Source organism: Dyella thiooxydans (assembly GCF_001641285.1).
GTDB classification, from domain to species: domain Bacteria; phylum Pseudomonadota; class Gammaproteobacteria; order Xanthomonadales; family Rhodanobacteraceae; genus Dyella_A; species Dyella_A thiooxydans.
The window spans coordinates 1,005,367-1,028,835 of record NZ_CP014841.1 but is presented as its reverse complement, the minus strand read 5'-3'; the positions used below and the strand labels follow the sequence as shown (position 1 = coordinate 1,028,835).

Genomic DNA, 23,469 nt, shown 5'->3' with positions numbered 1-23,469 from the left:
ACGAAAACGCCGAGGGATGCAAACGACTTTGATTCACGGATGACGAGCGACATGCCAGGTGCCATTGATCCCATCACCGAGCGTGCTGCCCGTTGCCGTGTCGCCGGCGTATCGGTAGAGCGGATGGCCGCGCCAGGTCCACTGCCGCGCGCCGTCGGCACGCACGATGACACCGTAGCCCTCCGGCGGCTTGGCATCGGCGGTGGCGAGGAACGGCGGCCACAGGCGGGCACAGACGCCTTCGCAGCGACTGGGTCCGCCCCGGCCGTCGCGGTCGTAGGTATAGAGCGTCAGGCCGTCGGCGCTGACCAGCCGGTGCGAGGCGTCGGCATGCGGTGCCGTTGCGGTCTGCGCGACCGCCAGCGAGGCGCAGGTGCACAGCGCGCACCACAGCGCGCCAGTGATCCAGATCCGGGCGTTCATCCACTGTCTCCTGATGTAGGCAGGCAGAGGCCTGCTTTAGCAGCTACGAGACCCGTGGACGCCGGGATGCGGACAAGCCGCTATTCCGTCGCGCCGGTGCGCCGACGCGAGGGACGACACGGCGCTTGGCAATAGCGAAATGAGGGATGCCCTGATGCGCCGTCGGCGAGACCCGGCGGGGTTCGGACAAGCCCACGGCGCCGCACTCAGGAATCGAGCGGGTGCCTGGGGTTCGCGAGGGGCGCCTGGATCGCCCCACCGGAGGTATCGAGCAGGCCCTTGGCGATCACCGGCCCGGTCGGCTGCCCGGTCGGCGATCCACCTGGCGGCTCCACCGACACCGCAAGCGCCGCACCCGGACCAAAGCTCGCCAGCAGCCGCGGGGCCAGCGACAGCGTGACCGGTGCGTCGCCACCGATCATGCCCACGGCGATCGGGCGCTGCCCTTCGGGAATCAGCCAAAGCTCCGGGGCGCGATCCTTCGCGATCGCCTGCGGTCGCGTCGGCACGATGACGACGCGGTGGTGGTCCAGATCCACCGTCGCCGTCCAGCCCACCTGGCCGTCGCCCTGGGTGATGGAGGAGGCGAGATAGGACGGCGTCGTTCCGGATGGCCTCGGGCCCGCCAGCAGCAGGACGAGGCAGGCCGCGGCCAGCACGCTCGCGCCCAACCCGAGCCCTTGCCAGAAGCGCAGATTGTTCCACCAGCGGGGACGGACGGCCTCGGGCGTGGCGCGGCGGGCCACCATTGAAGACGGCTCCAGCGCCAGCTGCTGGCGGATGCGATGCCACACGTACTCGGGCGGATCGACAGGCGCGCTCTCGGCAATGAGGGGCAGCAGCCGGCGCTGCCAGAGTGCTACGGCGGTGGCGATCGCATCGCTGGAAGCCATGTCCCGCTCCACCTCGGCACGGGCGTCGGCGTCCAGCACGCCGAGCACGTATTCGGCGTAGCGCAGCTGTGAGTTGCTATCGTCGGTCGGTGTGTTCATAGGTCAAGGCACGTGCGGAGCTGCAACAGGCTGCGACGGATCCAGCTTTTCATGGTGCCGAGGGGCACCTGGCTGCGCGCTGCCAACTCGTTGTACGTGACGCCGGAGAAAAAGGCTTCACGCACCGCGCGCCGCTGCTGCGGCTGGAGCTGGTGAAGGCACTTGCGGAGGCGAAGGTACTCCTGCGTCTGTTCCGCGCCGTCCGCCGGATTGGGGTCATCGTCCTCGAGGTGGTCCACCAACTCCGGATCTTCGAGCAACTGCTCCCGGCGCTGCCGCAGCCGGTCGATGGCCTTGTTGCGGAACAGGGTGCCAAGCCACGTTCCCGCGCTCGCCTTGGCCGGGTCGAACGAGGAGGCGCGATGCCACACCGTCACCCACGCCTCCTGCAGCACTTCCTCGGCCTCTTCGCGCTCGCGCAGCATGCGGACACAAACGCCGAAGAGCCGGGGAGAGGCGAGCCGGTAAAGCTCTGCGAATGCCGCCTGATCGGCGTCGGCGGTCTTCGCGAGCAATTCGCCAAGCAGGGTCTGCTCGGGCGTACGGTTGGGCAGCATCAGCGGGTATCCATCTGGGGGCGATCGACTCAGGCACGACGCAAATCAAGCTGAGCCAGGCAGCCGAAGCTGGTTCAGACATATACGTGGTGCCTAGGGCTCGAGGCTTACGTCCCCAACGCTGATTTGGATGAGGTGCTTGCCGGACAGACACGACATTTCGGCATGCGTAGCACGATCAGTCGACGCGTTTTTTGCTTAGTGGAGGAACCCTGAGCCCGCATAGGGCAGGGGGATCAGCCCGTGTTATCGGGGGCAGAGACCCGCTCCCGATCAGAGATGAAATCGGGCGCGTGCTGCGCTGGCTCTTTGCACTCGAATGGTGGAAAAGCGGCAAGCGGGGGCAATCAGTGGCGGCTCAACCGATCGTCCAGACCCAACCCGCCCCGCGCAGCGGCACGGGCACGTTCGACATCCTCCGGGTCCACCACGTCGACCGTGGGCGACATGGCCGGGTTGGGGCGCGGCGCGTCCTCGTCGCTGGTGCATACATGCCCGGCGCCGGAAGCAAGCAACATCCCACGCAGCGCGTCCTCGTCGAGGTCGCAGGGCAGGGCGACGAACAGCCGGGTACGCCCCTGCAGCGCGGGATCCCGCACGGCATCGGTCATGCGCACGCCGGACGCGCGCCTGGCTGTGCCGGGATAGGCCGGCGTGTCCAGGCGCTCGCGCACGACCGTGGTGGGCGCGTGCGAACTGGCGGCCGGGTACATGCCGCGCTCGTCCAGTTCAAGGAACAGGTGGTCGAGTGCCACACCACAGGAAGCGAGCCGGTCAGCCGCCGCGGCGGCGAGCCACTGCTGATCGAACTCGGCGATGATGGATGAGTGCATGGCTATCCTCCACGGATGCGCTCGAAAGGCAGGCAATCCCGATGACCGCCCATCACCCGCCGATCGTGACAGCGGCCCGCCGTAAGTGGCGTGAAGAACGCCCGCCCGGATTCAGGTGATGCCGCCGCTGCCGCAAGCAGCGGCAGGCCGGAGAAGCCGTGGAAGTACCCGGCCGACAGGATGAAGCGGAACCTGCAGATCCCGTTGATATATGCCGGCTACGGGAGAAATGGCCTCGGCGAGGTCGACAAGATTCGGCACACCCGCGGGTCGGCAGGGGTTATCGCAGCTGCGGAAGGGTCGAAGTGCACAGCAACCGGTTAGCCGCCGGTCGCTGCGCTCGGATGCCCCGACGCTCCCCTGGCCAGCACACGCACGCGCTGGGCGAGGAAGTCGAAATAGCGCTCGATGTAGCTGATGCCGTTTTCGCGGTCGATCAGGTAGGGGTTCATCAGGGTGTGGCGCAGGATCAGCAGGCGGTCGGCTCCGTCGTCGCCCAGCGTGACGGGATCGAGCCCGAGCGCGTCGAGGATGCGTGCGGTCTCCGCCGGTCCCAGCAGATCCGGGCGCAGGCTGGTCACCGAGCCGAAGAACTCCTTGAGTTGCAGGGGATGCGTCGGGTCGATGCGCAGTTCGTCGTGTAGTGCGCGCAGAAAGGTGTTGGCGCTGTCCACGCGCGTGTTGCCTGTCGGATTCAGGGCCAGGCACACCAGGTTGCTGTCGGGTGCGAACGGCACCAGTACGCGGGCGCAGCCGGCCAGCTCCAGTGCCAGCCGACTGGCGCCAGCGCAGAAGGCCTCGGCGGCGCGTACCGTGGCGCGCGGCAGGCGGCCGAACTGGGTGTGGTCGAGCGGCAGCACCTTGTGCATGACGTACACCGCGGCGGCCGCGGCGCCGGATTTGGAGCCCTCCGGGATGTACTGGCCCAGGCTGCGATAGCGCGTGAGGTAGTCGCCGGTCGCCTCGCCGTGGAATACGTAGTCGGCGCGCTCGGCCAGAAGCGCCATCGCGCGGTGGTCGCGGCAGACGAAGGCACCGCTGCCGTAGGGCAGGTAGCCGAGCTTGTGCGGGTCGACCGTGATGGAGTCGGTATCGCCCAGCGCGGCGAAGGCGGCGTGCACGGCGGGCGAAGGGAAGGCCACGTAGTCGGCCGCCACTTCCTCGCGGTTGCGCAGCGAGCCGTCCTCACGGCGGAACAGGGTGGCGAGGTAACCGCCCCAGGCGGCGTCCACGTGCACGGCGAAATCCAGCCCGGCACGGCGGCTCTCCTCGCGCGCGGCGAGCACGGCGTCGATCGGGTCGATGGTGCCGTACTCGGTACCACCCAGCACCGCCACCGCCATCAACACGCTCTGCCGCTCGCGGGCAAAGCGGGCCAGGGTGTCGCGCAGCGCGTCGGCATCCAGCCGCATGCCGGTGGTGGGCACGAGTTCGAGCTGGTCACGGCCCAGCCCCAGCAGTTTCGCTCCCTTGCTCCACGAGTAGTGGGCGGTGATCGGCACCAGCACCTTGGGGACATGGAGACCGGGGTGCGTGGCGAAGAAATCCACCAGGCCGCGTTGCTCGATGCGCTCGCGTTCCACCCGCGCGATCCAGCGCCTGCGCTCGACGGGTGCTTGCGCGGCCAGCCAGCCTTGCCAAGTCTCCAGCAGGGCGATGCCCTCGGCCTGCGGCAGGTTGAACGCGGTCCAGTCGTCCCCGGGCAGCTCGAGATCGGGCACCTGCGCCGCGCGCAGGGCCACCGGGAAGGCCTTGAGCGCCAGCGCGAGACGCAGCGCCTGGTAATTGGCCAGCGTGCCACCGGAGGTGAGGTGGCCGAAGGCGCAAGCCGGCTGCGCGGGGTCGTGCGGATAGCCCAGCATGCGCGCCAGCTGCAGGCCGGCCTGCACCTCCATGTCGACGGTGACCGGCGCGGCATCCTCGCTGACGTTGTTGGGGTTGTAGGGCAGGGTGAGCATCTGCGCGGCAAGCCCGGGCAGCAGCAGGTCGCTGGCCATGTGGCCGATGTAGCGCGGGCTATGGAACGGCACCGATTTCTTCAGCTGCGCGGAGAGCAGGTGCAGCTCGCGCCGCATGCGCGACTCGAAGGCGAGGTAGTCGGGATGCCGCGCGGCGGCGGTGCCGATGGCCGGCGGATCCTCCGGATGGAAGTTGCGTCGCCAGTACACATGGTCGCGCAGAAACTCCACCAGCAGCTTTTCCAGCAGGGCGTCGTTCTCGCCATAGGGGCCGAGGAAGCAGGCATCCAGCGTGTGGTCGCGCGGTTCGTTCGCGGGGAGGGGCGAAGCATTCATGGGAACTGTCCATGCGCCGCGGGTGGCGGCACCAGGGGCGGGGTGTGACATCGGTGCTGGTGTTGGCGGATGAATGAAGCATCGGCGCAAGGGAGGTGCCTTGCCCTGATTTGCGTCATTTTTCGCAGCCATCGCCACTCGTTTGCGGGGCCGCGACTGCGAGAGCGGAGCCGGGCAAAGGCCGATCGCTGACCAGCGGCACCAGCACGCGGCCGGATGACCTGGTCGCGTACTTCAAGCCGCGCATTGAGGGCCAGCCATGGACCGCGCCGGCCTACGACAGCCGGCCGGTGCTGTCCGACCCCGAGGTCTATTGCATCGCCGCCGAGAACGGCCGGTGCAGCTGCATGACGGAGCAGGGCACGCGCTACGAGATGGACAAGAAGATCTGTCGATCGATCGCAGCGAACTGGGTCTACAACTCGTCCAGGCGCCCTGCCAGCAATCCCCGGCAGGGACAGCAGGCCAGCCAAGCGAACCAGCCGCAGCAGGTGCCGCAAGACTCTACGAGCGGGGCCGGGGCCTCTGGTGGCTCAACGGGCTGGCCGGGTGGGGTCGGAGCGCCGTCCTACAGGGCGTGTCCTAGATTTTGTGTAACCGGGTCCCAGGCAGGACACTGCCGCCAGACCCGGAGAGACCATGAGTCCACGCAAACACGAGGTGCCCGACGAGCTGCTTAGCAGCCTGTTGGCGAACTACAAGAAGCCCGAAGACCTGATCGGCGAGAACGGCCTGCTCAAGCAGCTGACCAAGCTGCTGGTCGAGAAGGCGCTGGATGCGGAGATGACCGAGCACCTCGGTCACGATAAGCACGAGCCGGTGGCCAACCCGGCCGGCAACACCCGCAACGGCCGCAGCCGCAAGACGCTCAAGGGCGAGTTCGGCGAGCTGCCGATCGAGATCCCGCGCGACCGGCACGGCAGCTTCGAGCCGAAGCTGATTCCCAAGCACCAGACTCGCTGGAGCGGCTTCGACGACAAGATCCTGTCGCTCTACGCCCGCGGCATGACGGTGCGCGAGATCCAGGCGCACCTGGAAGAGATGTATGGCACGGAGGTCTCGCCGAGCCTGATCTCCTCGGTCACCGATGCAGTGATCGACGAGGTGAAGGCCTGGCAAGGCCGGCCGCTCGATCCGGTGTATCCGATCGTCTACCTGGACTGCATCCATGTGAAGGTGCGCGAGGGCGCGGTGCGGGTGAAGGCGGTCTACCTGGCCATTGGCATCACCATGGCCGGCGAGAAGGAGGTCCTTGGGCTGTGGCTGGCGCAGACCGAGGGCGCCAAGTTCTGGCTGCAGGTGGTGACCGAGCTGCGCAACCGCGGGGTGCAGGACATCTTCATCGCCTGCGTCGACGGCCTGAAGGGTTTCCCCGAAGCGATCGAGACCGTATTCCCGCACACGACGGTGCAGTTGTGCCTCGTACACATGGTGCGGCACAGCCTGAACTACGTGTCGTGGAAGCGACGGCCGGAGGTGGCCGCCGACCTCAAGCGCATCTACACCTGTGCCACCGCCGAGGAGGCCGAGCAGCGGCTCGCCGAGTTCGAGGCCCGCTGGGACAAGGAATACCTGCCGATCGGGCAGTCCTGGCGACGCAACTGGCCGCGCCTGATCCCGTTCTTCGACTACCCGCCAGAGATCCGCAAGGTGATCTACACGACCAACGCCATCGAGTCGGTGAACATGAGCCTGCGCAAGCTGACCAAGCACCGCGGGGCCTTCCCGAGCGACGAGGCACTGGTGAAGCTGTTCTATCTGGCCCTGCGCAACATCAGCAAGAAATGGACGCTGCCGATCCGTGATTGGAAGGCCGCGCTCAACCGCTTTACGATCCAGTTCGAGGAACGACTCCCTCAGCTGTAACTCGAATCCCGGTTACACAAAATTCTGCACACGCTCTTAACTGGTTAGGTGACAGGGTTAACTGGGGAACGACAAGAGCCAAGCCCGCCAAAGGGTCAGACGTTATTTTACATAATATACACGTGGCCCGAATTATCGGACGACGAAATTCCGGCGAAATGAGCGGCAGCAGGGCGGGGCGATAGGCCCACTGCGAGCGTCACAATCGCTGCCGCCTGAGCCAACCGCAGCCACACTTTCCGAGCCGCTGGCGTGCGTGCACGTTCCGCCTCGATCAGGTGGAGCCATCGCGCCACCGGCTCACCGGTGGCCACACACATGGCTTCAACGCTATCCGCGTCCGGATGGTTCTCGCCGTGACGCCATTTGCTGACGGCCTGGCGGGACACGCCTAGCGACGCAGCGCACGCGTTATCCGAAGTGATCGCGCAAGCCTTCTTGTACTTGTCGAGCAGATCAATCGTGTGGCTCATGTCCCGCACCTGTTGACAGTGATGTCCCGGACCACTATACATCCGCCAAGTGTCCCGCATCCCGGGACAGATGGGGAACACGGATGTACGCCCTCCTTGCTCTGCTTTTCGTGATCGTCGCCGGCTGGCTGCTGGTGGTGGTCATCCGCCTCCGGGCCCTGTCGCAGCGCCAGGCCGCCACCCTCGTCGGGGTGCGCTCGTGATCCCGGCCGTGCTGCTGCTCCTGGTCATCTTGAGCTACCCGTTCTCCCACTGGATGGCCATGCAGCCGTGGTGGGTCCAGTGCAACGTGGTCCTGCTGGTCACCTCGTCGGCGTACTACCTCGCCGGCTATCTGCACAGGGATGGGCGCCGGCGATGAACAGCCCGGCGTACTACTCACTGCACCCGGTCGCCTACTTCTTCGACTGCGGCATCGGATCCGATCCGACCTCCACCGGCCCGTGCACGGGCACATACACCGCCGCACAGGTGGGCCAGGGCACGGCGTCGATCTTCTCCAGTGGCAAAGCGCAGGTGATCGCCGTGGGCGCTGTCCTTCTCGCGCTGGCCGCGATTCTCGTCCTGATCCGCTTGTCCGCTGCGGCCACGTCCGGCCGTAACCGCAAGGGCAAGCAGGCCGAGGCCGAGCCGCTGAACTGCGAGCGCTGCGGCGCCGCGATCAATACCGACGACGAATTCCCCACCAGCCACGGCGACCTGTGCGGTGACTGCTTCTTCGCCGCAGGGGAGGGCGCTTTGACCCTGCTGCCGGGGCAGGCGATGTGCATGAGCTGCGGTGTGGTGGTGGACATGGCCGAGGGCGAGCACTGGGACGGCTGCCCGGCGTGTGGCTTCAACGGATCAGAGGAAGAGGAAGCGATGGGCGTCTGCTCTGTGTGTGGTGTCGAGTCCGCCGAGCTGGTGGGCGATCTGTTCCCGGCGTGCCCTGACTGCGCGGCAGAGTCCGAAGAGCGCGCCATACGCGAGGACACCGACGACGGCCCCAGCGACGCGGACACCTACGACGGCAACCCGGACGGCATCGGCGGCGGCGGGGTGCGCGCATGACGGCCAGGACGGAAACCACCGTGATGGTGGACGCGGCCACGGTGTACGCGGAGGGCATGCTCGCGGGCCTGCGCACCGCCTGCAATCTCATCGGCCGAGACGATCAAGGGCTGATCCCGCCGCGCCTGCACATGCTGGTGCGCGAGTGGCGCGCCCGGGCGATCCACAACCAGTGGCTGGCCGAACGCGGCCGCCCCGAAGCACTCCCCGACCTACCGCCCCGCGAGGAACTGCTCGCGCGGATCCACGCGTTCCTGATGACCTTCCCGGACACCGACCATGAGCATTGAAGGGCGAGTCACGCCGGCCGAAGTGGCCGCTGTCGTGTCGGACATTCGCGCACTCGAGACGCGAGCGATGGAGAACGGCCAGAACTGGCTGGGCTTCTCGTTCAACCTCGCGGCTGCCTCTATCGAGGACAACGCCGAAGTGGCGTTCGGTGAAGATGAGGGCGACGATGATCGGCACGGCTGAACTAGCTCGCGCCGACTCGCACCCGCGCTGCATGAAGGCGTGGGGCACGCTCGGACGCCTGCCCACGTTCACCCCGGCGCCGTGCCTGACGCCGCCGGCTGAGCCGCGCACGCTGGCACCGCTGCACAGCGCCTACGACGGCCAGACGATCCGCGCCAAGGTGCGCGCTGCACGCGTCTACGCACACCAGCAATCGGCGCTCGACGCGCCTTTCTCGGCGATCCGTCATAGCCAGTGGGAAGCCGGCCAGGTCGAGACGACACAGGCCCCCGCGCGAGCGTCAGCGAGCGCGGGGGGCCTGGGGCTTGTCTCTAATGCAACAAGTGGGACGCAGGCCGACTCCGTTGCATCGGGGCCCGTCCGCGAGAAGCTGAAAATCAACCGGGCCGCCCAGCGCATCAAGCGCATGCGGACGGCGGTCGGCCATGCGGCCCGCCTGCTGCACTTCGACGCGCACAGCGAGCTTTCCGCGCAGCGCTGGAACAAAAAATTCCTCACCCTGACGTACCGCGACCGCGACGGCTGGCGCCCGGGGCACTTCTCCAAGTTCCGCGATGCGCTGCGGCAGTGGTGCAAGCGCCGCAAGGTCAAATGCCGCTTCGTGTGGGTGGCCGAGCTCCAGGAGCGCGGCGCGATCCATTACCACGTCGTCGTGTGGCTGCCGAAAGGCAAGTTCCTGCCGTTCGCGGACGCCAAGGGCTGGTGGCCGCACGGCGCGACGAACATTAAGACCGCGCAGTCGCCTATCTCCTACATCGCCAAGTACGCCAGCAAGACCACGGCGGACTCCGTGCACGGCTATCCGCGCGGTGCGCGCATGCACGGCGCTGGCGGCCTCGATCCCGAATCGCGCCGGCACATCCGCTACTGGCAGGCGCCGTTCTGGGTGCGTGACGCGCTCTCGGGCCGGGCGGATATCCGCAAGGTGCAGGGCGGCTACATGAACAAATTCACGGGCGAATTCCTCCCCTCGCCCTGGCGTGTGTGCATTGGCCCGGATGGGGAGCCGTGGGCCTATCGAGTCGATCAAACGGAGACGATCCAATGAAAATCCAAGTTCTCAACCGTGCCGCCGAGCCGTTCGAATCCACGTGGGACGGCGTGACGCGCCAGCGCGTCAAGCAGTGGTGCCTGCTGGAAATCGACGGCCTGCCGACCGCCTTCCAGATCACCGTGGACCCGGGCAAGGAACACACGCCCGGCGAGTACGAGCTCGCGCCCGAGTCGTACTCGGTCAGCAACGGCCGGCTCACCATGTCCCGCGTGGTGCTGCGCCAGGTCGCGCCGGCCAAGGTCCAGCCGGGCAAGGCGGCCTAAGTCATGTCCGGGGGCATGTACGTCGCGCAGTGCGCGCCGGCCGACATCGACGCCTCCGGCAACTGCACTCACATCGTGTGGGTGCAGCCACCCGACAGCCTGAGCGTGCCGCCGCTCAGTGCCTCCCAAGGCTTTCTCATCTCCGGCGCCATCGCCGCGTGCTGGGCCGTGGGTTTTCTCGTGCGGCAATTCCGAAACCAAGCAAGGAGCTGAAACATGAACCTCAAGCAGAAGATCGTCGGCGCTGCCGGCGCGGTGTCCTCGGTCCTGATGACCGGTGTGGTGATGGCCCAGACCTCGGGCGGCGCGGCCGACCTGACCGCGGCCGTGACCGGCGAGCTGAGCGACGGCAAGGCGCAGCTGTACGTGATCGGCGGTGCGGTGCTGACCCTGGTCGCCGTGGTCGCGCTGATCCGCCACATGCGTCGCGCCGCGAACTGACGGCCGGCGCCACCGGCGCAACCGAGCCGGGCAGGGCGACTTGCCCGGCTTTTTTTTCATTCCAAGGAGACGGACAAATGGAAGGCTATTTGGTGATGCTCGGCATTCTGCCGGCCGTGTGGTTGATCTTCTCGTGAGGCACGCGATGCGCGGCCCGTGGTGGTCCGTGGTGGCGCTCCTGGTGCTGATGCTGGCACCGGGAGCGTCGCGGGCAGAGTCGAGCGTTGGCAGCTACGCGGAGGCCATGTCTGAGTGCCAAGCGTTCGAGTCTTCCGCCAATCCGGCGAATTATGGTTACCCCGATCACGCGTGGGTTCCCTGCTACGTGGGTGCAGCCTACGGTGGCGGCAATGAGGTCTTTGCGGACCTCGAAGGCGTTTCCTATCACATCAACGGCTGGCGGTTTCCGGGTACACCGCCACCGTCGAACCCGTGCACGTCGCTGCCCTCGGTGAGCATGTTCTTTGACGGCAAGGTGCTCGCCGGTTACAGCTTCACCCAGAACGCGAAGGACACGAACGGCGGCACCGTGCAGTGCGCGATGACCTTCACGCCCACGGGCGCGCCGGTGTGGAATCAGTGGTCAGGAATCTGGCAGACCTATGGGCGCGTGACGCCCAGCGGCAACATGGCGACCGGCTCCGGTGTGACCGATGGCAACGGTGGCCAGGTTCAGGGCGTGCCGCTGCCGGACAGCTACCAGAACGAACCGAACCCGCCGGCGATCTGTGACACCGCCTCTTGCTACAACGTGGCGACGGATCAGTACTGCGCGAGCTCGGGCGGCTCGCAGTACTGCGTGTCCGGCAGCACGGCCAGGTCATCGCCCGGTGGCTGCAACGGTTCGGCGGTGGTGCTGTGTGGCGGCTCGCCGTCGCCGCCGCTGCCGTCCACCTCGCAGATCCCAGACCCGGCGACGCAGATCGTTGGCCAGAGCAAGGCCACGCAGGCCGACCCGAATACGGGCGCCACGCTGCCGGTGGTGGTCAACATCTACAAGGGATCGCAGGCCACCGGCGACGTGACGAACGGGCAGACCGGGAGCGACTCCGGCCCGGCGCCGGCATCGTCGTCCCCGTCGACCGGTTCAGCCAGTGGTGGCCAGGACTGCAACTCGCCGCCGATCTGCTCCGGCGATGCGCCCACCTGCGCGGTGGTGTCGCAGACGTGGCTTAGCCGCTGCAAGCCGGACTGGTACGACAAGAACGGCGACGGCACGCCGGATTGGGTGTCTAACGGCTTGGATAGCGTCGGCCCCAGCGTGCCGGACACGCCTGTCGGCTCGGTGGTCACCACCGACACCAGCGGAACCAGCGCGATCGATGAAAGCGGCTGGGCCGGTAACACCTGCCCGCAACTGCCGAGTCTGACCCTGTTCGGGAAGGAAATGACCTACGGCGATCAGTCGCTGTTCTGCTCATGGCTCGCCACGCTGCGGCCGATCTTCCTGCTGTTCTGCGGCTTCATCGCCGCCCGCATCCTTGCCTCGGGAGGGAAGTCCTGATGCCTGCCGTTCTCGCCGCGCTCGGGCGCATGCTGACGTGGCTGGTCTCCACGTATATCGGCCAATGGATCCTCAAGGCGCTGCTGGCCCTGGGCGTTGGCCTCGTGATCCACCAGATCGCGCTACCCGACCTGATCGCCTACGTGCGCAGCAAGAGCTACGGCATGGGGCAATTCCTGTTCGACTCCTTCGGCGCGCTCGGCGGCGATGTGGGTTTCACCATGATCCTGTCAGCCACGGTGTCGGTGGCGACGGGGCGCGTACTGCTGAAGGCGCTCGCGAAATGATTACCCTGATCTCTGGCCAGCCCGGCCACGGCAAGACGCTGCGCGCTATCGAGCTCGCGCTGGAACACAAGGCCAAGGGCAGGGCGGTCTACGTGCACGGCGTGCGCGGGATCGACTACGCGGCGGCCGGTTTCTTCCCGCTCGACGATCCCAAGGACTGGCAGAACCTGCCGGATGGTGCGGTGGTGGTTGTGGACGAGTGCTATTCGGCGTTTCCGCGTCGCATGCCCGGGGCCAAGGTGCCGGCATACGTCGAGGCGCTGGCCACGCACCGCCATCGCGCCTTCGACTTCATCCTGATCTGCCAGCAGGCCAAACAGCAGGTGGACGGCTTCGTGTTGGGCCTGGTCGAGTGGCACGAGCACGTGCGCCGAAAGATGGGCGTCAAGGCCGCGATCATCCTGTGCTGGGACAAGTTCTCGGAGAACACCAACAACAGCCAGATCAAGAAGCCGTGGAAGTACCCGGCCGAAGTGATGAAGCGGAACCTGTACGAGTCCACGGTGATGGACACGACAAAGATCCGCGTGCCGTGGTTCGTCTGGGCGTTGCCGCTGACGGTGGCCCTGCTGGGCTTTCTGCTGTGGCGCGTGTGGGCGTTCTTCACCCCGGAGAAGCCCAAGCCCGCCCGGAAGCCGCAGGCGGCCGTGACGGCGAAAGCGGAGCCGAGCAAAGGGCTATCGCTGAGCAGCGGCACCAGCACGCGACCGGACGACCTGGTCGCCTACTTCAAGCCGCGGATTGAGGGGCAGCCGTGGACCGCCCCGGCCTACGACAGCCGTCCGGTGGTGGCCGACCCGGAGGTCTACTGCATCGCGGTCGACGATGGCCGGTGCAGCTGCATGACGGAGCAGGGCACGCGCTACGAGATGGACAAGAAGATCTGTCGATCGATCGCGGCGAACGGGGTCTACAACCCGTACAGGCGGCCGGCCAGCGCACCCCAGCAGGGGCAGCAGGCTAGCCAAGCGAATCAGCCGCAGCAGGCGCCGCAGGACGCTACAGGCGGGGCCGGCGCATCCGGTGGGTCAACGGGCTGGCCGGGTGGGGTCGGAGCGCAGTCCTACACGGCACCAGGTGAGCCGGGCTCGTGGAAGGCGGATGCGTTCAGTGGTCCGGGTGGGCGCGGTTGAGTGCTTACTCTTAGGAGAGTCGACTAATTGGAATGTTGGTACTATCTGTGCCTTCGATGCTTGAAAGAGCGCGCAATGATGATTCAAGGACTAGTATTCGCATTCGCGACTGTTGTTGTCGGCTTGGTATTTAAGAAGCTGGAGGGCAAATATTATGGATGGCTCGCCATATCCATGCTCTCAGTGTTCCTTGGGTCCATATATCTTGCATTTGCCGCAGGTAATTTTCTTGCCATGAATTCAGCGCAAGACATTGTTCAGTCATCAATAAACGACATCGTAAACTCTAATAGCGACAAGGTGCGATTTGCATTTGATTTCGTTAAGGCCATTCCAGTTAACTTGGGGAAGGCGGGGCTGCCTAATGTTTGGGCTTTTCTCCTAAGCATAATGATGGTGACATTTGGCCTTACTGGAACCATGCATTTCGGCAGTGTGGCTATCAAAGTAATTAAGCACGCTGCAAAGAACGGGATTGACCCATCAGACGTCAAAGTGGTTTGGGGGAATGATGATTAACGCTAATCATATTTGTTGAGCGCCATGGAATCTCATCCTCTGCCACCGCTTATTGGGAAGTTCGTAGACGGGGTTTCTACGTGGGAAACTCTTGATCGCACTGATTTCTCGGTTATTGGATATCTATTATCCTGCCATTTAATTTTAGAGAGCTATATTGACGAGTATATACAAGCGGAGGCAGGAAAGTGGCTCGATTTTAGTAGGGCGCGTCTAAGTTTTTCTCAAAAGATTTCAATTATTAACTTTCCCGACATTGAAGAAAATCTCGACTTCATGCCCGCCCTCGCGCACATGAACAATCTGCGAAATAAGCTTAGTCACAATGTGCGATATAAAATATCTACAGAGAGCGTCCTTCCTTTAATCCATTTTTTGGAAAAGAGTCGAGGAAGTAAGCTAGAGAATCGTGATCCGATTTCGGTCATAGGTGCGTTTACATCTTTCGTGGGTGCATGGTTTGCTGCGATGTATGTTCGCATTAAAGAAGGGAAGGATGTTGACCGCCGCGCCGCTTTTGAACGATGGATAAGCGCTCACTACCCAGGCAATCCCCGCGGTGCTTAGAAGCTCCACGGCGCAGCCGAGCCCCGGAGGGGCGTCCCCAGGCCGGCTGCAATTTCTGCAAGTGCGACTGTAATCACCCCGGCCGCACGTCCTCTCGATCCATTCCCCAGGACGATGCCTTCCCGCCGAACCCGCTTTTTCTTACGCTGTGCGCAGGGAAGGGAGGTTCAACATGGATAGTCGGGTCTTCTGGGGCGTGCTCTGCGCCCTGCTGGTCTTTAGCGGACTGGTGGCGGTCGCGACGGCAGTTCAGCAACGCTTGGCCGCACAAGCGCAGGCCGAGGCCATCCGGCAGGTGCTCTCGATTGCCTCGGACCCTGACCCTATGGGCCTGCGCCGCGAATCCGCTAGGCGCGCCGCTGAGGCGCAGCGACAGGCTGCCTTGGACTTGCAGCGCCGCCGCTTGGCTCCCTCAGAGCGCTGCATCGGCGGCACAGTGGTGCAGGTCAATGGATCGACGTACACGCAGGCCAGTGGCCCGGACGGTCGGCCTGTCGCGTGTTCTGGGCTTTATCGTCTGAGATAGCGTCCGCAATCCAGCGCAGGAACAGCTTCGTGGTGTTCGGCTTCAACCTGGGCGAACCGGGACCGTGGCCGGGAGGAATCAGCGCGTCACCGCGCATCTTCCAGCCAGCCCACGGCCCGGTGAAGTCGTGCCGGTTGTCGCGCTGGTCGGCCAGCATCTGGGCGATGCTGGTCAGCGTCACAATGCGACCGGATGGTGTGGTGAATTCCTGACGCTCGTCGTCCCACGACCAGTTCAGGCGGCTGCGTTTGCGGCCCATTCGTGCAATCCATGCAGGGAGGGGCGCAACTTCTTGCAGACCGCGTGCCAAGCCCGCCGAACGGCCCTGACAATATTTGACATAATATACATTATGCGCAATTAGCTATGCGCCTTGGGTGAGGCCGGCCACGCCTCACGACATCACGGTGGGATGATCGAATGGCAGCTGCCGGGCTCCCGCGGCCGCGACGTTATCGACTGCGTCCTGCATCTCCGAATCGTCAACGTCCACCACCAGCAGGATTTCACCACGCTCGATCACGTCTTCGAATTCACGCTGCACGGGATCCGGCACCGCGGAGCCGGCCAAGGCGGTTGACCAGCCGCCAAGTGACGCCCCCGCCACGGTGCATCCGACCACGCCGGCGACGGTGATGCCGATCGGTGCGAAGACGGCAGCCGCAAGGCCGGCCAACAGGCCCACGGTGCCGCCGCCGACGACGCCCTTCATCGCCGCTGGATAGAAGTCGCCTTCCACCAACTTGCGGTCGTCGGGAATCTCGTCCAGCGCGATGTCCGATCGCGCGATCAGGGAGAGGTCGTCGTCATCCACTCCCGCCTTGCGCGCGGCGTCCATGGCCCGACGAACGACGGCCATATCTGGGGCGCGGAATACAGTGCGATGTTTCATCGTGGCATGCCCTCCACTGCTGCGGATAACCGCTGACAGCGTGAGCTTGCCCGGCATCGCCTGATCGTGACGTCCGCCGGGCGTGAACCCGATGTCTGCGACGCCCCGGCGGCGGCCACCGTAGGTCAGCGGCCGAAGATGATCTCTTCGCCCTCGTGGTCGCGGTCCCAGCCGCGCAGTTCGTCGCGGATGTGGGCGATGCGCTGGCGGCCCAGCGCGTTGCGCTCCTCGTCGAGCACGTGGCCGTCGAGCAGTTCGGCGATGCGCTGGGCGGTGGGCAGCATGGCGTCCCACGCGTCCAGCGCGGGAATCGGCGCCGGCAGCGTCATGAAGAAGCTCAGACCGGGCGTGCGCAGCGATTCCAGCCGTCCCAGGTCGAAGTTGCCGGGCTTGAGCATGTTGGCCACGCTGAAGATCGGGCCGAGCTCGCGCTTGCCGTCGACCAGGCGGTGGTAGATGCCCATGTCGCCGAACTCGAGGCCGGCCTTCTCCGCCGCCACCACCAGGTCCGGTCCGTGGAACAGCTCACCCTCGCGGGCCACCACGAACAGCGTGACGATGCGGTCCACCGGCATCTGCGGCGGTCGGCGTCCGAGATCGGAACGCGGCATCTCCCGCGGGGCCGGCTCGGCTGCGGGCGGCGCCACCGGTGCAGGTGCCGGTGCGGCCGATACCGTCGGCTGCGGGGCCGGCGCCGGCGCATCGTTGCCGAACAGCGCGCCGGGTGAACGCAGCGCATTGATGATCGACTCGGCCTGGCTGGACGGCCGCGGGGTGTTCCTGGCCTGCCCCGGCTCGCTCCCGCGCTCACCGGCGAGCGTGGCGCCGAGCTTCTCGAGCTCCTGGCGCAGGCCCATGTCCAGCTCGCCCTGCTCCGGCTGTTCCGGCAGATCGTGCTCCGGAGACTGCGCCACCCGATCGAGGGAACTGAAGAACGGATCGTCGGCCAGGCTCGTGTGGCCCATGGTCGGCTCGCGACGTTCCTGGTGGCCCCCGGCGGCCGGCTCGGGAGCCGGTCGGCGCCTGCCCTGCTCCTTCTTCGGCTGGCCGAACAACCAGACCAGACCAAGCACGATCAGGCCGGCGATGAGCAGCGGAACACCGACGTTGGCGTTCCAAGCCAGAGCGAGGGGAATCTCGAGCGTCATGGCGAATGTCCTTTAGGCGGCGCCGGCAAGTTTAGCCGCTTCGGCCAGATCCACCTGCACCAGGCGCGACACGCCGGGTTCGCGCATCGTCACGCCGCACAGCTGGGTGGCCGCTTCCATGGTGGCCTTGTTGTGGCTGATGAAGATGAACTGCACCTTCTCGCTCATCTCGCGCACCATCGCGGAGAAGCGGCCCACGTTGGCTTCGTCCAGCGGTGCGTCCACCTCGTCGAGCAGGCAGAACGGCGCGGGGTTGAGGCCGAAGATCGAGAACACCAGCGACACCGCGGTGAGCGCCTTCTCGCCACCGGACAGCAGCGAGATGTTCGACACGCGCTTGCCTGGCGGGCGGGCCATGATCGCCACGCCGGTGCTGAGCAGGTCGTCGCCGGTCAGCTCCAGGTAGGCGTGGCCGCCGCCGAACAGGCGCGGGAACAGCTCCTGCACGCCGGCATTGACGCGGTCGAAGGTCTCCTTGAAGCGCTGGCGCGTCTCGCGGTCGATCTTCTTGATCGCGTCCTCCAGCGTCTCCATGGCGCTGGTGAGGTCGTTGAGCTGGTTGTCCAGATAGGTCTTGCGCTCGCTCTGCTCGGCGTGTTCCTGGATCGCGGCGAGGTTGACCGGCTCCAGCCGCACGATCTTCTGGCCGATGTCGGTGAGCTGGCGGCGCCAGGCGTCGGCTTCGGCGTCCTCGGCCAGTTCGGCCAGCAGGGTTTCGAGTTCCAGGCCGGAAGCCGCGATCGCGTCGGCCAGCTGCTGTGCACGCATCTGCAGCGCCTGCGCGGCGAGGCGCTTCTCCGAATGCTGCTCGCGCAGCGCGGCCAGTTCCTGTTCGTGCAGCTGGCGCTGCTGTTCCAGCTTGCGCACTTCGATGTCGCAGTCTTCCAGCGCGCGGCGCGCCTCGACCAGCTGGCGGTCGACCAGCAGCCGCTGGTCGAGGTAGGTCTGGCGTTCGGCTTCCAGCTCGGCGATCGGATCGGCGCCGGAAGCGAGCTGTTCGGCGATCTCGGTGCGGCGGGCCTCGACCGTGCGCAGTTGGCTGTCCAGACGGGCCAGCGCCTGCTCCAGCGAGGCCAGCGAGGAGCGCTTGGATTCCATCGACAGCGCCAGCGCGTGCGCCTGGTCGGCGGCCTCGCGAGCGTTCATGCGGGCTTCTTCGCGCGCCTCCAGCAGCGCGCGGCGCTCGTTCTCCAGCTCGCGGCGCTGGTCTTCCAGGTCGCCCATGTGGTTGACCGACTCGTCCAGCCGGGCCCGGGCCTCGCGGGTCTGGCCCTGCAGCTCGTCGAGCTGTTCGATCAGTACGGACAACTCGCCGGCGACCTTTTCGGCACGGGCGCGGGCGGTTTCCACCTTGCCACGGTGGCTCTGCAGCTGGCCGGCCAGTTCGGACTGGCGGCGGTGCGCGTTGTACAGCTCGCGCTGGGCGTCGTCGCGCCCACGCTCGGCTTCGAACTTGGCGGTGCGCAGGTCCTCGAGCTGGCCGGTGGCCTCCTCGATATGCGCTTCCAGCGTGGCGATCTGCTCGGCCAGCGTGCGGATCTCGCGCTCGCGCGCCAGCACGCCGACCTGGTTGCCCTGCGCCCGACGCACGCGCGCCCACTGCGGGGCCAGCCACTCGCCGGTGCGGGTGATCACCGACTGCCCGGCGCCGAGCGCCCCCACCCGGTTGCGGGCTTCTTCCAGCGTCTCTGCAATGTGCACGTTGGCGAGCAGCTGCAGGGCCGCCGCCGGACCGCGCACGCGCGCCGCCAGCGTGCCCTCGGCGCCCTGCCCGCCGGCCTGCGCGGCCAGCAGCGCGATGTCGGCTTCGCCCAGGCTGGCGAAGTCGTTGACCAGGGCCAGCGGATCGTCCACCAGCACGCCGTCGAGCAGGCCGGCCAGCACGGTTTCCACCGAAGATTCCCAGCCGGCGTCGACCTGCAGCGATTCGCCCAGACGACGCGCCTTGTCGAGCCCGAAGCCGGCCAGCCAGCCGCTGGCGGCCGATTCCTCCTGGCCCAGCGCGGCGTGCTGCAGCGCCTCCAACGAGGACAGCCGGCCGCGGGCGGTCTGCAGCTGCTGGCGCGCCTCGTTCAGTGCCGACTGCACCTGGCGCTCCTCGTCGAGCACCTTCTCGTGCGCCGACTTGTGCTGGTCGAGCATCTGGCCCAGCGTTTCGACCCGCTCGCGCTGGGTCTCGTGTTCGGTTTCCAGCTGCTCGGCCGCGGCATCGAGCGCGCTGACGTCTGTGGCCTTCTGCTCGGTCTCCAGCGCCTCGCGGCGCTTGGCCAGGTCCACCGCCTGGCGATCGAGGTAATTGAGCTTGGTGCGTTCCACTTCCGCTGCGCGGCTCGATTCGCCGGCGGTGCGGGTGTAGCCGTCCCAACGCTGCTGCCAGTCGGAGAGCTTGGCCTCGGTGCTGCGCTGGGCCTCGGCGGTCTCGTCCTGCATCTGCTGCAGCGCTTCGAGCTTGGGCTCGCCCTCGGCCAGCGCGAGCGCCAACGTCTCGATCTGCTCGCGGTCGGTGGCGATGTGCGCGGACAGCTCGGCATGCTCGCGTTCGGCCTCGCCCTGGGCGCGCTGCAGGCGCTCGGCGGTTTCCTTGTTGAAGCGCACCTGCTGCTCGACGCGGGCGATCTCGGCGCCGACCTTGTAGACCTCGGCCTGCACGCCGTTCAGGTGATCGCTGGCGGCGACATGCCGCTCGCGCACGGTTTCCAGCTGCGCCTCGACGTGGCGCTGCTCGGCGAGCTTCTTCTCGATGGCGATCTCGGCAGCGGACAGCCCCTGCCCTTCGCCGTCGTGCTGGCCCTTCAGCGCGCGGTATTCCAGCGCGCGCAGCTCGGCTTCCTTGCGGGTCTGCTCTTCCTTCAGCGCCTTCCAGCGCTCGGCGGCGCGGGCCTGGCGGTTGAGGTGCTCGAGCTGCTTGTCCACCTCGTCGCGCACGTCGCGCACGCGGTCGAGGTTCTCGCGGGTGGACTTGATGCGGCTCTCGGTTTCCTTGCGGCGCTCCTTGTATTTGGAGATGCCGGCGGCCTCTTCCAGGTGGGTGCGCAGGTCTTCCGGCGCCGCCTCCACGATCTGGCTGATCATGCCCTGCTCGATGATCGAGTAGCTGCGCGGACCCAGGCCGGTGCCGAGGAACAGGTCGGTGATGTCGCGGCGGCGGCAGCGCGCGCCGTTGAGGAAGTACGAGGACTGCCCGTCGCGTGTGACCTGGCGCTTGACCGAGATCTCCGCGTACTGGCCGTACTCGCCCTGCACCGAGCCGTCGGCGTTGTCGAAGATCAGCTCCACCGTGGCCTGACCCACCGGCTTGCGCGAGTTGGAGCCGGAGAAGATCACGTCGGTCAGCGAGTCGCCGCGCAGGCGGCTGGCGGCGCTCTCGCCCATCACCCAGCGGATCGCGTCGATGATGTTGGACTTGCCGCAGCCGTTGGGACCGACCACGCCGGTCATGTTGGTGGGCAGGTGCAACGTGGTCGGATCGACGAACGACTTGAATCCGGCAAGTTTGATGGTGGTCAGGCGCATCGGCGGCTCGATATTCCTTGAGAGCGCCCACGCGGACGCGGGGCGACGGGGCACTGTGCCAAACGGCAGGCGCTGCCGCAATGCGTTGCGGCGGCGCAATCCACTTGAAGAAGTTACTGCAAGCGGCTGATTTTACGCGTTTGGTGTCCGCGCATCGATGGACAGGGCGTGGATCCCGTGGTCCATCAGGCCATCCAGCGCCGCGTACACCATGCGGTGGCGCTTGATCGGCAGCACCCCGGCGAACGCGGCACTGGCGATGCGGACGTGGAAATGGCCCTTCCCCGCGTTGGCGTGGCCGGCGTGCTTGTGGCCCTCGTCCAGCACCTCCAGCTCGGTCGGCGCCAGGGCGGCGGCGAGACGTTCGCGGATCTGCTCGACCGTCGCCTGGCTCATGGCAGGGTCTTGCGGAACGGCTTGACCTCGACCTCGGCATAGACGCCGGCCGCCACGTACGGGTCGGCGCCGGCCCAGGCTTCGGCATCGGCCTGGCTGGCGAACTCGGCGATGATCAGGCTGCCGGTGAAACCGGCCGGACCGGGGTCTTCCGAGGCGATCGCCGGGAACGGACCGGCCAGCAGCAGGCGTCCTTCAGCCTGCAGCGCGTGCAGGCGGGCCAGGTGCTCGGGCCGGGCGGCCATGCGCTTGGCGAGGGAATCGGGGTGGTCCTTGGCGTGGACGGCAAACCACATGCGGGGCGCTTCCTGACTGGGCAAACCGGCATTTTACTGCAGCCGCGTCTCTCCACGGCCTTTTGCTGCGTCGCAGTAACGTTCGCCACCCGGATTGACCTGGGTCAACGCTTGGGATTTTGCGGCGGCGCATCCTGCCTGGGCTCCCGGCATGACAAGGCTTGCACGCCGGTGCTGGACCCCACTCGCGTATCCGGATGACCCGATGAAGGAAGTCGCTCCCGTTCCGAGAACGCCCCAGCCCACGGCCGCGGCGCGCACCGACCGTCAGGTCCGCGCAGCGCTGGCGCGATGGAGTGCCTCGATCTCCCCCGCTTCGCTGGAACTGGCCTGGAGCGACTGGGCGGCCCACCTCGCCGCTTCGCCCGGCAAGCGCCTGGAACTGATGCACCTGGGGTTGCGGCAATGGCAGGCGCTGGCGGATTACGCCGCCCGCTGCGCCCTCCCCGGTGCCGCTCCCAACGGCGGCTGCGTGACGCCCCGTCCCGGCGACCGCCGTTTCCGCGAGCCCGAATGGGGACGCTGGCCGTTCAACGTGATGCATCAGGCTTTCCTGATGGCCGAACGCTGGTGGGAGGAAGCCACCCATGGCGTGGAGGGCGTGGAGAAGCACCATGCCGACGTCGCCGGATTCGTCGCCCGCCAGTGGCTGGACATGTGGTCGCCGGGCAACCAGCTGGCGACCAACCCGGTGGTGCTGAAGCAGACGATCGAGCAGGCCGGCACCAACCTCTGGCGCGGCTGGCTCAACGCACTGGACGACCTGGACCGGCTGGCGATCGGCGCGCCGCCGGCCGGCACCGAGGACTATGCGGTCGGCCGCAACCTGGCGGTGACCCCTGGCAAGGTGGTGATGAAGAACCGGCTGGCGGAGCTGATCCAGTACTCGCCCACCACGGACAAGGTGCGGCCGGAGCCGGTGCTGATCGTGCCGGCGTGGATCATGAAGTACTACATCCTGGACCTGTCTCCGCACAACTCGCTGATCCGCTACCTGGTCGACCAGGGCCACACCGTGTTCTGCATCTCCTGGAAGAACCCGGATGCCGACGACCGCGACCTGGGCATGGAGGACTACCTCGACCTCGGCGTGATGGCTGCGCTGGACGCCGTGGGCGCGATCGTCCCGAAGCAGCAGGTGCACGGCGTGGGCTACTGCCTGGGCGGCACCCTGCTGTCAGTCGCCGCGGCCGCGATGGCCCGCGACGGCGACCACCGGCTTGCCTCGGCGACCCTGTTCGCCGCGCAGACCGACTTCACCGAGCCGGGCGAGCTGGGCCTCTTCATCGACGAGAGCCAGGTCTCCCTGCTCGAGGCGCAGATGTCGCAGACCGGCTATCTCACCGCCCAGCAGATGGCGGGCGCGTTCCAGATGCTGCGCTCCTACGACCTGCTGTGGTCGCGCATGGTCGGCGAGTACCTGATGGGTACGCGGCCGCCGATGAACGACCTGATGGCGTGGAACGCCGACGCCACCCGCATGCCGGCGCGCATGCACTCGGAATACCTGCGCCGGCTGTTCCTGCACAACGACCTGGCCGAAGGGCGTTTCCCGGTGCAGGGACGACCGGTCGCGCTGAGCGACATCACCCTGCCGGTGTTCGTGGTGGGGACGCAGACCGATCACGTGGCGCCCTGGCGCTCGGTCTACAAGCTGCACTACCTCACCGTCGCCGACCTCACCTTCGTGCTGACCAGCGGCGGGCACAACGCCGGCATCGTCAGCGAGCCGGGACATCCGCACCGCAGCTATCAGCTGCAGCAGCGCCCTGAAGGTGCGGCATATATCGGTCCCGACGACTGGCTGAAGCAGGCGCCGATGCACGATGGCTCCTGGTGGCCGGCCTGGCTGCAGTGGCTGGACGCGCATTCGGGCGAGCCGGTCGCACCGCCTTCGATGGGTAATGCCCGTGCCGGCTACCGTCCGCTCGCCGACGCCCCCGGCCATTACGTGCGGGAGACCTGAGC

At 66.7% G+C, this 23,469-nt stretch carries 27 protein-coding genes; 15 read left to right on the top strand and 12 right to left on the bottom strand.

Annotation, left to right across the window (positions count from 1 at the left end):
* Positions 1–33: 33 nt before the first annotated feature.
* The 5 genes from ATSB10_RS04790 to ATSB10_RS04770 all read right to left on the bottom strand — a co-directional run bounded on the left by ATSB10_RS04790 (position 34) and on the right by ATSB10_RS04770 (position 5,099).
* Positions 34–423 carry a COG4315 family predicted lipoprotein gene (locus ATSB10_RS04790; RefSeq protein ID WP_063670919.1) on the bottom strand — a complete coding sequence of 130 codons (390 nt, stop codon included), beginning with the start codon at positions 421–423 and terminating at the stop codon, positions 34–36.
* 206 nt (positions 424–629) lie between these two features.
* Positions 630–1,415, bottom strand: a complete 786-nt coding sequence (locus ATSB10_RS04785; protein ID WP_063670917.1) for an anti-sigma factor — start codon at positions 1,413–1,415, stop codon at positions 630–632.
* Entirely contained in the window at positions 1,412–1,972 is a 561-nt protein-coding gene (locus ATSB10_RS04780; protein WP_063670915.1) for a sigma-70 family RNA polymerase sigma factor, read from the bottom strand. The genes ATSB10_RS04785 and ATSB10_RS04780 overlap by 4 nt, the downstream gene beginning before the upstream one ends.
* Positions 1,973–2,319: 347 nt before the next feature.
* Positions 2,320–2,805, bottom strand: a complete 486-nt coding sequence (locus tag ATSB10_RS04775) for a hypothetical protein (protein WP_063670913.1) — start codon at positions 2,803–2,805, stop codon at positions 2,320–2,322.
* Positions 2,806–3,125: 320 nt separating this feature from the next.
* A complete protein-coding gene (locus ATSB10_RS04770) occupies positions 3,126–5,099 on the bottom strand; it encodes a pyridoxal phosphate-dependent decarboxylase family protein (RefSeq protein ID WP_063670911.1) in 1,974 nt (657 codons plus the stop codon).
* A 639-nt stretch (positions 5,100–5,738) separates the two neighbouring features.
* Here ATSB10_RS04770 and ATSB10_RS04765 point away from each other — a divergent pair.
* Positions 5,739–6,965, top strand: a complete 1,227-nt coding sequence (locus tag ATSB10_RS04765; protein WP_063670059.1) for an IS256 family transposase — start codon at positions 5,739–5,741, stop codon at positions 6,963–6,965.
* 107 nt (positions 6,966–7,072) lie between these two features.
* Here the strand turns inward: ATSB10_RS04765 and ATSB10_RS04760 are convergent, their stop codons facing one another.
* Positions 7,073–7,438: a DUF3693 domain-containing protein gene (locus ATSB10_RS04760; RefSeq protein WP_063670909.1), complete on the bottom strand. Its 366-nt coding sequence runs from the start codon at positions 7,436–7,438 to the stop codon at positions 7,073–7,075.
* A gap of 211 nt (positions 7,439–7,649) precedes the next feature.
* Here ATSB10_RS04760 and ATSB10_RS19250 point away from each other — a divergent pair, with 211 nt between their 5' ends.
* The 13 genes from ATSB10_RS19250 to ATSB10_RS19235 all read left to right on the top strand — a co-directional run bounded on the left by ATSB10_RS19250 (position 7,650) and on the right by ATSB10_RS19235 (position 14,730).
* Positions 7,650–7,799: a hypothetical protein gene (locus ATSB10_RS19250; RefSeq protein WP_157469076.1), complete on the top strand. Its 150-nt coding sequence runs from the start codon at positions 7,650–7,652 to the stop codon at positions 7,797–7,799.
* Positions 7,796–8,488 carry a hypothetical protein gene (locus tag ATSB10_RS04755; RefSeq protein ID WP_063670907.1) on the top strand — a complete coding sequence of 231 codons (693 nt, stop codon included), beginning with the start codon at positions 7,796–7,798 and terminating at the stop codon, positions 8,486–8,488. Before ATSB10_RS19250 ends, ATSB10_RS04755 begins: the two co-directional genes overlap by 4 nt.
* Entirely contained in the window at positions 8,485–8,778 is a 294-nt protein-coding gene (locus ATSB10_RS04750; RefSeq protein WP_157469073.1) for a hypothetical protein, read from the top strand. Before ATSB10_RS04755 ends, ATSB10_RS04750 begins: the two co-directional genes overlap by 4 nt.
* Positions 8,768–8,962: a hypothetical protein gene (locus ATSB10_RS19245; protein ID WP_157469070.1), complete on the top strand. Its 195-nt coding sequence runs from the start codon at positions 8,768–8,770 to the stop codon at positions 8,960–8,962. The genes ATSB10_RS04750 and ATSB10_RS19245 overlap by 11 nt, the downstream gene beginning before the upstream one ends.
* On the top strand, positions 8,946–10,010 hold the full coding sequence (locus ATSB10_RS04745; protein ID WP_157469067.1) for a rolling circle replication-associated protein: 1,065 nt from the start codon (positions 8,946–8,948) through the stop codon (positions 10,008–10,010). The genes ATSB10_RS19245 and ATSB10_RS04745 overlap by 17 nt, the downstream gene beginning before the upstream one ends.
* Positions 10,007–10,279 carry a hypothetical protein gene (locus ATSB10_RS04740; RefSeq protein ID WP_063670902.1) on the top strand — a complete coding sequence of 91 codons (273 nt, stop codon included), beginning with the start codon at positions 10,007–10,009 and terminating at the stop codon, positions 10,277–10,279. Before ATSB10_RS04745 ends, ATSB10_RS04740 begins: the two co-directional genes overlap by 4 nt.
* 3 nt (positions 10,280–10,282) lie before the next feature.
* Complete coding sequence (locus ATSB10_RS04735) at positions 10,283–10,492, top strand: hypothetical protein (protein WP_063670900.1); 210 nt, start codon at positions 10,283–10,285, stop codon at positions 10,490–10,492.
* Positions 10,493–10,495: 3 nt separating this feature from the next.
* A complete protein-coding gene (locus ATSB10_RS04730; protein WP_063670898.1) occupies positions 10,496–10,720 on the top strand; it encodes a major capsid protein in 225 nt (74 codons plus the stop codon).
* Between the two features lie 169 nt (positions 10,721–10,889).
* Positions 10,890–12,224 carry a hypothetical protein gene (locus tag ATSB10_RS04725; protein ID WP_157469064.1) on the top strand — a complete coding sequence of 445 codons (1,335 nt, stop codon included), beginning with the start codon at positions 10,890–10,892 and terminating at the stop codon, positions 12,222–12,224.
* Positions 12,224–12,511, top strand: a complete 288-nt coding sequence (locus tag ATSB10_RS04720; protein ID WP_063670894.1) for a DUF2523 family protein — start codon at positions 12,224–12,226, stop codon at positions 12,509–12,511. Before ATSB10_RS04725 ends, ATSB10_RS04720 begins: the two co-directional genes overlap by 1 nt.
* Positions 12,508–13,644, top strand: a complete 1,137-nt coding sequence (locus ATSB10_RS04715) for a zonular occludens toxin domain-containing protein (protein WP_063670893.1) — start codon at positions 12,508–12,510, stop codon at positions 13,642–13,644. Before ATSB10_RS04720 ends, ATSB10_RS04715 begins: the two co-directional genes overlap by 4 nt.
* A gap of 75 nt (positions 13,645–13,719) precedes the next feature.
* On the top strand, positions 13,720–14,163 hold the full coding sequence (locus tag ATSB10_RS19240; protein ID WP_157469061.1) for a hypothetical protein: 444 nt from the start codon (positions 13,720–13,722) through the stop codon (positions 14,161–14,163).
* A gap of 24 nt (positions 14,164–14,187) precedes the next feature.
* Complete coding sequence (locus ATSB10_RS19235; RefSeq protein ID WP_157469059.1) at positions 14,188–14,730, top strand: hypothetical protein; 543 nt, start codon at positions 14,188–14,190, stop codon at positions 14,728–14,730.
* A 446-nt stretch (positions 14,731–15,176) separates the two neighbouring features.
* Here the strand turns inward: ATSB10_RS19235 and ATSB10_RS04710 are convergent, their stop codons facing one another.
* From ATSB10_RS04710 to ATSB10_RS04685, 6 genes are all read right to left on the bottom strand, one after another.
* A complete protein-coding gene (locus ATSB10_RS04710) occupies positions 15,177–15,515 on the bottom strand; it encodes a hypothetical protein (protein WP_063670891.1) in 339 nt (112 codons plus the stop codon).
* Positions 15,516–15,650: 135 nt separating this feature from the next.
* A complete protein-coding gene (locus ATSB10_RS04705; protein ID WP_063674334.1) occupies positions 15,651–16,148 on the bottom strand; it encodes a hypothetical protein in 498 nt (165 codons plus the stop codon).
* Between the two features lie 125 nt (positions 16,149–16,273).
* The gene (zipA, locus tag ATSB10_RS04700; RefSeq protein WP_205631094.1) at positions 16,274–17,296 is read right to left on the bottom strand and encodes a cell division protein ZipA; all 1,023 of its coding nucleotides are present in this window, start codon (positions 17,294–17,296) and stop codon (positions 16,274–16,276) included.
* Between the two features lie 12 nt (positions 17,297–17,308).
* A complete protein-coding gene (gene smc / locus ATSB10_RS04695) occupies positions 17,309–20,809 on the bottom strand; it encodes a chromosome segregation protein SMC (protein WP_063670889.1) in 3,501 nt (1,166 codons plus the stop codon).
* 132 nt (positions 20,810–20,941) lie between these two features.
* Positions 20,942–21,205: a BolA family protein gene (locus ATSB10_RS04690; RefSeq protein ID WP_063670887.1), complete on the bottom strand. Its 264-nt coding sequence runs from the start codon at positions 21,203–21,205 to the stop codon at positions 20,942–20,944.
* Positions 21,202–21,501 carry a YciI family protein gene (locus tag ATSB10_RS04685; RefSeq protein WP_063670885.1) on the bottom strand — a complete coding sequence of 100 codons (300 nt, stop codon included), beginning with the start codon at positions 21,499–21,501 and terminating at the stop codon, positions 21,202–21,204. Before ATSB10_RS04685 ends, ATSB10_RS04690 begins: the two co-directional genes overlap by 4 nt.
* A 205-nt stretch (positions 21,502–21,706) precedes the next feature.
* Between ATSB10_RS04685 and ATSB10_RS04680 the strand changes: the two genes are divergently transcribed.
* Positions 21,707–23,467, top strand: coding sequence for a PHA/PHB synthase family protein (locus ATSB10_RS04680; RefSeq protein ID WP_063670883.1), 1,761 nt, complete (start codon positions 21,707–21,709; stop codon positions 23,465–23,467).
* Positions 23,468–23,469 lie beyond the last annotated feature (2 nt).

What these genes read in the sequence shown, in the direction of transcription:
- ATSB10_RS04790 (WP_063670919.1), bottom strand. Translation starts at nt 423, where the DNA reads ATGAACGCCCGGATCTGGATCACTGGCGCGCTGTGGTGCGCGCTGTGC.
- ATSB10_RS04785 (WP_063670917.1), bottom strand. Translation starts at nt 1,415, where the DNA reads ATGAACACACCGACCGACGATAGCAACTCACAGCTGCGCTACGCCGAA.
- ATSB10_RS04780 (WP_063670915.1), bottom strand. Translation starts at nt 1,972, where the DNA reads ATGCTGCCCAACCGTACGCCCGAGCAGACCCTGCTTGGCGAATTGCTC.
- ATSB10_RS04775 (WP_063670913.1), bottom strand. Translation starts at nt 2,805, where the DNA reads ATGCACTCATCCATCATCGCCGAGTTCGATCAGCAGTGGCTCGCCGCC.
- ATSB10_RS04770 (WP_063670911.1), bottom strand. Translation starts at nt 5,099, where the DNA reads ATGAATGCTTCGCCCCTCCCCGCGAACGAACCGCGCGACCACACGCTG.
- ATSB10_RS04765 (WP_063670059.1), top strand. Translation starts at nt 5,739, where the DNA reads ATGAGTCCACGCAAACACGAGGTGCCCGACGAGCTGCTTAGCAGCCTG.
- ATSB10_RS04760 (WP_063670909.1), bottom strand. Translation starts at nt 7,438, where the DNA reads ATGAGCCACACGATTGATCTGCTCGACAAGTACAAGAAGGCTTGCGCG.
- ATSB10_RS04755 (WP_063670907.1), top strand. Translation starts at nt 7,796, where the DNA reads ATGAACAGCCCGGCGTACTACTCACTGCACCCGGTCGCCTACTTCTTC.
- ATSB10_RS04750 (WP_157469073.1), top strand. Translation starts at nt 8,485, where the DNA reads ATGACGGCCAGGACGGAAACCACCGTGATGGTGGACGCGGCCACGGTG.
- ATSB10_RS19245 (WP_157469070.1), top strand. Translation starts at nt 8,768, where the DNA reads ATGAGCATTGAAGGGCGAGTCACGCCGGCCGAAGTGGCCGCTGTCGTG.
- ATSB10_RS04745 (WP_157469067.1), top strand. Translation starts at nt 8,946, where the DNA reads ATGATCGGCACGGCTGAACTAGCTCGCGCCGACTCGCACCCGCGCTGC.
- ATSB10_RS04740 (WP_063670902.1), top strand. Translation starts at nt 10,007, where the DNA reads ATGAAAATCCAAGTTCTCAACCGTGCCGCCGAGCCGTTCGAATCCACG.
- ATSB10_RS04735 (WP_063670900.1), top strand. Translation starts at nt 10,283, where the DNA reads ATGTCCGGGGGCATGTACGTCGCGCAGTGCGCGCCGGCCGACATCGAC.
- ATSB10_RS04730 (WP_063670898.1), top strand. Translation starts at nt 10,496, where the DNA reads ATGAACCTCAAGCAGAAGATCGTCGGCGCTGCCGGCGCGGTGTCCTCG.
- ATSB10_RS04720 (WP_063670894.1), top strand. Translation starts at nt 12,224, where the DNA reads ATGCCTGCCGTTCTCGCCGCGCTCGGGCGCATGCTGACGTGGCTGGTC.
- ATSB10_RS04715 (WP_063670893.1), top strand. Translation starts at nt 12,508, where the DNA reads ATGATTACCCTGATCTCTGGCCAGCCCGGCCACGGCAAGACGCTGCGC.
- ATSB10_RS19240 (WP_157469061.1), top strand. Translation starts at nt 13,720, where the DNA reads ATGATGATTCAAGGACTAGTATTCGCATTCGCGACTGTTGTTGTCGGC.
- ATSB10_RS19235 (WP_157469059.1), top strand. Translation starts at nt 14,188, where the DNA reads ATGGAATCTCATCCTCTGCCACCGCTTATTGGGAAGTTCGTAGACGGG.
- ATSB10_RS04710 (WP_063670891.1), bottom strand. Translation starts at nt 15,515, where the DNA reads ATGGGCCGCAAACGCAGCCGCCTGAACTGGTCGTGGGACGACGAGCGT.
- ATSB10_RS04705 (WP_063674334.1), bottom strand. Translation starts at nt 16,148, where the DNA reads ATGAAACATCGCACTGTATTCCGCGCCCCAGATATGGCCGTCGTTCGT.
- zipA (WP_205631094.1), bottom strand. Translation starts at nt 17,296, where the DNA reads ATGACGCTCGAGATTCCCCTCGCTCTGGCTTGGAACGCCAACGTCGGT.
- smc (WP_063670889.1), bottom strand. Translation starts at nt 20,809, where the DNA reads ATGCGCCTGACCACCATCAAACTTGCCGGATTCAAGTCGTTCGTCGAT.
- ATSB10_RS04690 (WP_063670887.1), bottom strand. Translation starts at nt 21,205, where the DNA reads ATGAGCCAGGCGACGGTCGAGCAGATCCGCGAACGTCTCGCCGCCGCC.
- ATSB10_RS04685 (WP_063670885.1), bottom strand. Translation starts at nt 21,501, where the DNA reads ATGTGGTTTGCCGTCCACGCCAAGGACCACCCCGATTCCCTCGCCAAG.
- ATSB10_RS04680 (WP_063670883.1), top strand. Translation starts at nt 21,707, where the DNA reads ATGAAGGAAGTCGCTCCCGTTCCGAGAACGCCCCAGCCCACGGCCGCG.